We start from the raw sequence: 7,289 nt of genomic DNA, 5'->3' as shown, positions 1-7,289 counted from the left end.
CTGCAGCGCACGCAAGGCCGTTTCGCGCTGTGCACGATGTGTATCGGCGTTGGCCAGGGTATTGCGATCGCGATTGAACGGGTGTGATAGAGCAGTGTGATTGATTAGGGGCCAGCGCGCGCGTTGGTCCAAGCTCGGGTTCAAGTAAAAAGGAAACAGCCTCTTCGCTCACGCGACGAGGCTGTTTTTTTGCCATGCGTAGATCGTGCATATTTCGACTGTGAATCTAATTCGGACCATGGAAGGTTGGGATTAAGTCCGAATATCTCGGGACATTGATTGCCCGCTCGCGGGTATTGCAGTATGTGTTTAATGCTGTTTGCATTTGAGACACGCCGCTCAATATGAATGGCCTCGAAATGTCACAGCATTGTCAATATTCAAAGTGCCGCTGCGACGCCACGTCGCGGCGATTTACATCGATTTCGCATTGATTCGAAAATCACAATTCGATCAATCACGGCGTGCAGTAAGCCATGTAAAATCGTCCGAGTCGTACCTCTTAAAACTATCATCCTGAAGACGTACAGGTACTCGCGGCGTTAAATATGGGCATTCCCAAGTTTCAGATCGCCGTTACGCTGCATCAAACTATTTTTCCAAGGAGCACGTATATGAAGGCAGCGACAATTGGCGCAGCGTTGATGGTCGCGGCGTTCGCCGCAGCTCAGCCGGCATGGGCGCAAGATTCCATGGCCAATGCGGCGCAGGGCGTTGTCAGCGCCGTGGAGCCGGTGCACGTGAAGGCACAGATCGTCGGTATCGATCCGGGCACCCGCACGCTCACGCTCAAGGGGCCGGGCGGTAACGCGGTGGTCGTACTGGTGAGCCAGCAGGTGGCGGGTTTCGACCAGTTGAAAATGGGTGACCGGGTCGACGTGCTCTACAAGAACGCGCTGCTCGTGAAGGCCGAGAAGGTCACCGGCAAAGACAAGGGTGTTCGCGCGCGTGTCGACACGCAGGTGTACGCCCCCGCCTCGGGCGGCTTCGAATCGGCGCGCCAGGTCGAGGTGCTTGCCACTGTGCAGAAGATCGATCGCAAGAAGCGTCTGGTCACGCTGCGCGGCGCATATCAGACGCAAACGCTCCAGGTCGGTCCCGACGTGGATCTGAAGGACGTCAAGGTAGGCGATACGATTCACGCTGTCTTTGTCTCGGCAGCGGCCGTTCAGGTGACGCCGCAAGATACGGCGCAGTAATCACCGCAGTAATCGCCGCAGTCACGGCGGTCAACGCAAGCACCGCCGTGACGTCAAGCATTCTGGCATGACGACACCGCCATGCCAGGCGGTACATGTGGGCTCTTCGGAGCCCGCATGCCTGTCTGCAGGCGGCCGCCTCCATCACACAACACACCCTGCATGGCAAAGGCATCTGTTTGTCAGTGGCGAGGTGGCCTCATGCCGCGCGCGAGGCAGCCCGCTGCTGCCGCAAAGTCCTCACGAAATTCAGCACGGTCGGCGACTTCTCACGTTGCCGATGAATCAACGCGATACCCGTTGAAAGCGGCTTGCCTTGCAGTTCATGGTAAGACACCCCTTCGACCTGGATCTGCCGGATCGATGCGGGAACCACCGCGACCCCGAATCCTGCTGCCACGAGGTTCGCCGCCGACGAGATCTGCGGCGACTCCATGCTGATGATGGGCGCAAAGCCTGCTTCGCGGCAGGCGCTAATAATCGAGTCGTACAGGTCAGGACCGATCGGCCGCGGAAAGAAGATAAACGGATCGTGCGCAAGGTCTGCCAGATTGACGCGCCGCCGCCGGTTCAACCGATGGCTCGCCGGCAGCACAACCAGCATGTCTTCGTCCACCAGCGGTTCCACGATCAGATCCCGGCAGTTCAGCGGCATACGCACGAGCGCGGCATCGAGTTGCCGCTCGGCAACCTTGTCGAGCAGCAGCGAGCTGTTGCTCTCCTCGCAACTGATCGACACGCGCTCATAGGCGTGCCGATAGCGTTGCATCGTCAGCGCGACAGTGGGGTGGAACACCGTGGAGCCCGCGAACCCGAGCGACAGTCGACCCGTCTCCCCGCGTCCCGCATTCTGCACTTCGACGAAAGCCTCGCGCGCGTCTTCGACGATTCGCTGAGCACGCTCGCGAAACAGCCGCCCGGCCTCGGTCAACTCGACACGGCGCGGATGACGAATGAACAACGGCGTGCCGATTTCCCGTTCGAGCTTCAGGATCTGCTGGCTCAAAGGCGGTTGGGCAATGCCGAGGTGCGTGGCGGCGTCCGTGAAATGCAGATGCTCGGCAACGGCGAGGAAATAGCGCAACTGACGAAATTCCATATCTTTTTCGTCTCCAAAATGTGGCTTCGAGATATTGGACTAATGACCGCGCTGATTCTAACCTTGGCGTCAATCCGATGCGCTTAAAGGCCGCACCCGAAGCCACTGGCCGGAAGCGAGGCGCGTCACAGTCACCCTTTCCCGAGGAGAAGTTCGATGTCAGCAGCGCGCACAGCACTAGCAAACCTGCCGGCCGGCGCGGCCCAAGGCCTCGTTGCGGATCTGCGCAACATCGTCGGCAAGAAGCACACCCTGACCGATGACGGCGCGACCCGACGCTACCGCACGGGTTTTCGTTTCGGCGCAGGCAAGGCGCTGGCGGTGGTGCGCCCAGGCACCGTCGTCGAACAATGGAAGGTGCTGCAGGCATGCATCGCGGCGAACGTGATCGTCATTACGCAGGCTTCGAATACGGGCCTCACGGGCGGCTCGACGCCTGACGGCAACGACTACGATCGCGACATCGTGATCGTCAGCACGACCCGCATGAAGAAGGTGTATGTCATCGACGACGGCAAGCAGGTCGTCTGCCTTCCGGGGGCAACGCTCGATCAACTGGAGAAAGTGCTGAAACCGCTCGGCCGCGAGCCACATTCCGTGATCGGCTCGAGCTGTATCGGCGCGTCGGTATTCGGCGGGGTCTGCAACAACTCCGGTGGTGCGCTGGTGCAGCGCGGCCCGGCCTATACGGAAATGGCGGCATTTGCGCGGGTCGATGCGACGGGCAGACTGAGCCTCGTCAATCATCTGGGAATCGAACTCGGCAAGACGCCCGACGAGATTCTCGGCCGGCTCGAACGCGGTGAGTTTTCGGATGCCGACGTCCGGCACGACGCGGGCGCCGGTTCGGACCACGGTTACGCGACTCACGTGCGCGAGATCGATGCCGATACACCGGCGCGCTTCAACGCCGATCCGCAGCGCCTCCATGAAGCGTCGGGCTCGGCCGGCAAGCTGATGGTGTTCGGCGTGCGGCTCGACACGTTTCCGATCGAGCAGAACGCCAAGGTGTTCTATATCGGCACGAATTTGCCGGACGAACTCACCGACATTCGTCGGCACGCGCTGCACGACTTCAAGCATCTGCCGATCTCGGGTGAGTATCTGCATCGCGACGCCTTCGACATTGCCGAGGAATACGGCAAGGATATGTTCCTCGCGATCAACTATCTCGGCACGTCGCGGCTGCCGGCGTTGTTCGGCTTGAAAAGCCGGTGCGACGCGCTGTTCGATCGCCTCGGTTTTCTTCCTGCGCATTTCACCGACCGCGTCATGCAGGCCGCGAGCCGCCTGTTCCCGAGCCATCTGCCGCCGCGCATGAAGCAGTATCGTGACAAGTACGAGCATCACCTGATGCTGAAGGTCGCGGCCGACAGTGTCGCCGAAACGCGCGCGTTTCTTTCGGGCTACTTTGAGCACGCGACCGGCGGCTATTTCGAATGCACCGACGAAGAGGGCAGAAAAGCGTTCCTGCAGCGCTTTGCCGCCGCCGGCGCCGCGGTCCGCTATCGCGCCGTGCATGCGCGCGAGGTGGAGGACATCGTCGCGCTCGACGTGGCGCTGCGCCGCAATGATCGCGACTGGATCGAAACGCTGCCGCCGGAGATCGAGCAGACGATCTCCATCAAGCTGTACTACGGCCACTTCCTGTGCCACGTGTTTCACCAGGATTACATCGTCAGGAAGGGCAACGATTGCCTCGAAGTCGAACACAAGATGTGGACGCTGCTCGATCGCCGCGGCGCGGAATATCCGGCGGAACATAACGTCGGCCATCTGTATCACGCGAAGCCGCAACTCGCCGCGTTTTATCAGCAGCTCGATCCTTGCAACTGCTTCAACCCGGGAATCGGACAGACTTCGAAGTTCGCGAAGTACCGCGAAGCGGCGGGTTGAAGCGCCGCGACCGGGCGACATGATGAGCGCGGACGTGGTTCGCGTGAAGCGGCGGCGAGTCACCGATTGCCCTGTAACAATCTATGTCGGAATATGTCGCGCAGCCGGGAAAGAGGCCGCAAACCCTTGTCCCACGGGGCTTCCTCGTGGTGAAACAGCGCGACATATCTTCCTTGTCGATTATGTCGATGCGTCCTTCTATAGTCCGTTCGTTGCCACGCCGCAGTGACCGGAGTGGCCCGAATCCAGGAAGGACATATCGTGAAGAATCGTTCGTTCGTTGCCCCGGCCACCGTCTCCGCCGTTGCCTCTGTTTCCGCCTCGGAGCAGGCCCGTTCATGCGCACGCAACGCGCTGCGCAAGCTCATTTTCTCCGCCGCCGCGGCCGTGCTCGCGCTCGGCAGTGCATCGGCGTTCGCCTGGTCGCAACATGGCACGGCGTACACCTCGCACGGCACCTATAACGGCGCGCGTTACGGCTCGTGCGGCGGCGGTAGTTGTTCGCATGCCGGCGGCGTTGCCGGCCCCTACGGAGGCCTCGCCACCAACACCGGCACGGTCACGCGCACCGCACCCGGCCAGTTTTCGAATTCGGGCACCGCGACGGGCCGCTATGGCAACTCGGTCCAACACTCGGGCGACACCAACTGCGCCGGTGGAACGTGCTCGCATACCGGCTCCCTCACGGGTCCTGACGGCAAAACCGCGACCACCTCAGGCGATGTCACGAAGAACGGCCCGGGGCAGTATTCGTCGTCCGGATCGGTGACCGGCTCGAACGGCAATACGGTCAACCATTCGGCGTCGACGAATTGCGCTGGCTCGACATGCTCGCGTTCGGGCACGGTGAACGGTTGGAATGGCGGTAGCGTCGATCACTCAGGTTCGGCCACACGTGTTGCGCCGGGTGTCGTGACGACCTCGTCGAGCGTGACGGGCACGCACGGCAACACGGTGACGTCGAGCGGGACGGTTGTGGCAAGCACAGGTGTTGTTGCGACAGGTGGCACGACGGTCGTCGTGGCGCCGAAGCCGGTGGTGGTCACGCAGCCGGTGGCCTATGTGGCGCCGCCTCCGGTGGTCGTGGCGCCCGCTCCGGTGGTCGTGGCACCGAAGCCGGTGGTGGTTGCGCCGCCGGTTGTCTACGCGCCGCCGCCTCCGCCGTCCGTGTATGTCGCTCCGCGGGTCGTGTATGTCGCGCCGGCGCCGCGTCCGGTGGTTTGGGTGCCGGGCCATTGGGTCGGGCGTGTGTGGGTGCCGGCGCACTGGTCTTGATGGGAGCAGCCATGCGAGTCAAACCACGCGGGACGGTTGAGCAGGGTGAAAGCGCAGTGCGCGTGCTCCCTTTCGATGAATCGCGGCCCCGGCGATTCTACAAACCAGGTGCGCTCGCAGCGATCGTCGTTGCGACAGGATTGGTGATTGCAATGAGCCGCTTCGGGACAGCAGCGGATACGCGCAGGGCGAGTGGGTCGTCGCGGGATTGCTCCACCCGGTACGCGGCGCTGCTCGACCTTGCGGAGCTGGCGAGACGTGATGGCAAATCATCCGAAGTGGTCGTGCGCGGGCTGAGCGACAAGGGCGGCGCGATGAGTGGATGTGTGTCGGCGGCCAACAATGAGCCAGTGGAGTAACGGTAAGATCGACACCCAGCGCACGCCGGCTGATGCCATCGGTCGCGTCATTCCTGCGCAAGTAAGCTCGCTCTACTCGCTTCCTGCCGCAAGAACGTGGGGCTGATTCGCAGTCAGCCTCGCCAATTACCTGTCTCCCGAAGCCTTATTGCGGTTCCGCGATCACCAGCGGGAAGCGAATTTCAAACGTGGTCCCTACACCTTCGCGCGACACAAAATCGATGTGTCCATTCAACACCCGGCACAACTCCTTCACGATCGCGAGACCCAGGCCCGTGCCGGGAATATCTTCGCCTGCGGCGCGCTCGAATTCGTCGAACACGCGGTCCGCGTCCGAAGGCGCAATACCCACGCCCGTGTCGGAGACGCGAATCGACCAGTGCGACTCGCCGGCCAGCGCGAAGTTGAGTTCGATTTCACCGGACTTCGTGTACTTGATGGCGTTGGAGAGCAGATTGACCGCAATCTGTTTGAGCTTGAGACGATTGGACGTGACCGCGGTCAATGCCGGGTCATAAGAGGCACGCAACGTGAGCCCTTTGGCCTCGATCGAAGGACGTGAAGACGTGACGAGTTCATCGTAGAGCTCGCGCGGATCGACCTGTTCGAGCACGAGCGGGGCGCCGTCGCCAAGCACTACGGAATACTCGACGATCTGATCGACGAGCTGCTTCATATCGGCAGCCTGGCGGTTCGCCAGCGTCAACGCGGTATCGGCTTTCGCGGGCGCGCGCGCGATCAACTGCAAGGCGATGGAAAAGGCGTTCAGAAAGTTGCGCAGATCGTGGACCACGCTGCGCGTGATCTGCATGCGCGACTCGTACAGGTCGCTCACCAGACGCTGTTTCAGTGTGAGTTCGTGATTGGCGCGTTCGAGCCGGCCGGTGTATTCGTCGATCTTGCGGTCCCGTTCGCTCACCACTTCTTTAATCGACGTGAGCGTGACCATGCTGAGCGTTTCAGCAATCAGGCGGCGTGCCCGGCTTTCATGGCGGCGCGTGAAGGTGTCGTCGAGAACGGCGAATTCTTCGAGCGCGTCGGCGAGCACCTGATGAAAGAGATCGAGCTCGCGGACCAGTTCTTCGATACGGTAGCCCTGACGCCAGCGCACCTTGCCGTGTTTTCTCGCATCGCGCTCGATGGCCGGTTCGACCCGTTCGAGATCTTCGATATCGAGCGCCGCGCACAGGCCTTCGAGAATTTCCGGCAGATGATCCGCCAGCTGCTGGTAAGTGAGCTTGTCCGCTTCGATGAGATCGACGTCGCCGAATACGGCGTTCATCCACTGCTGGGTGAACCGGGTGCGCTCCGAGCGAATGAAGTCGGCAAATTTGCGCAGGGGGCTAACGCGTGTATCGGTCATGGTCGGGTTCGGATCAGTTCGCAACATTATCGCCGCAATCGCGCATTGTGGAGCATCTCCAGCGCGGCTGGGAGAGCATTGCAGCGACGCTGGCTCCG

At 61.6% G+C, this 7,289-nt stretch carries 6 protein-coding genes; 4 read left to right on the top strand and 2 right to left on the bottom strand.

Annotated features, from left to right (window positions below; genetic code table 11):
• Positions 1-614: 614 nt before the first annotated feature.
• Positions 615-1,199: a hypothetical protein gene (locus P0D71_RS16785; RefSeq protein WP_408481095.1), complete on the top strand. Its 585-nt coding sequence runs from the start codon at positions 615-617 to the stop codon at positions 1,197-1,199.
• Between the two features lie 199 nt (positions 1,200-1,398).
• On the opposite strand, the gene P0D71_RS16780 is transcribed toward P0D71_RS16785, so the two are convergent.
• A complete protein-coding gene (locus tag P0D71_RS16780; protein WP_091802714.1) occupies positions 1,399-2,298 on the bottom strand; it encodes a LysR family transcriptional regulator in 900 nt (299 codons plus the stop codon).
• Positions 2,299-2,454: 156 nt separating this feature from the next.
• On the opposite strand from P0D71_RS16780, the gene dld reads away from it, so the two are divergent.
• The 3 genes from dld to P0D71_RS16765 all read left to right on the top strand — a co-directional run bounded on the left by dld (position 2,455) and on the right by P0D71_RS16765 (position 5,828).
• Positions 2,455-4,194, top strand: coding sequence for a D-lactate dehydrogenase (dld, locus tag P0D71_RS16775; RefSeq protein ID WP_408481093.1), 1,740 nt, complete (start codon positions 2,455-2,457; stop codon positions 4,192-4,194).
• A 261-nt stretch (positions 4,195-4,455) separates the two neighbouring features.
• Positions 4,456-5,469, top strand: coding sequence for a hypothetical protein (locus tag P0D71_RS16770; RefSeq protein ID WP_408481091.1), 1,014 nt, complete (start codon positions 4,456-4,458; stop codon positions 5,467-5,469).
• Positions 5,470-5,480: 11 nt separating this feature from the next.
• Entirely contained in the window at positions 5,481-5,828 is a 348-nt protein-coding gene (locus tag P0D71_RS16765; protein ID WP_408481089.1) for a hypothetical protein, read from the top strand.
• A 145-nt stretch (positions 5,829-5,973) separates the two neighbouring features.
• On the opposite strand, the gene P0D71_RS16760 is transcribed toward P0D71_RS16765, so the two are convergent.
• Positions 5,974-7,191: a sensor histidine kinase gene (locus P0D71_RS16760; protein WP_091802703.1), complete on the bottom strand. Its 1,218-nt coding sequence runs from the start codon at positions 7,189-7,191 to the stop codon at positions 5,974-5,976.
• Positions 7,192-7,289: the final 98 nt, after the last annotated feature.

Origin of the sequence: Paraburkholderia sp. RL17-383-BIF-A, assembly GCF_046028015.1 — a bacterium.
Lineage (GTDB): Bacteria > Pseudomonadota > Gammaproteobacteria > Burkholderiales > Burkholderiaceae > Paraburkholderia.
Note: the sequence above shows the minus strand (reverse complement) of the source record. Positions and strands in the feature narration are given on the sequence as shown.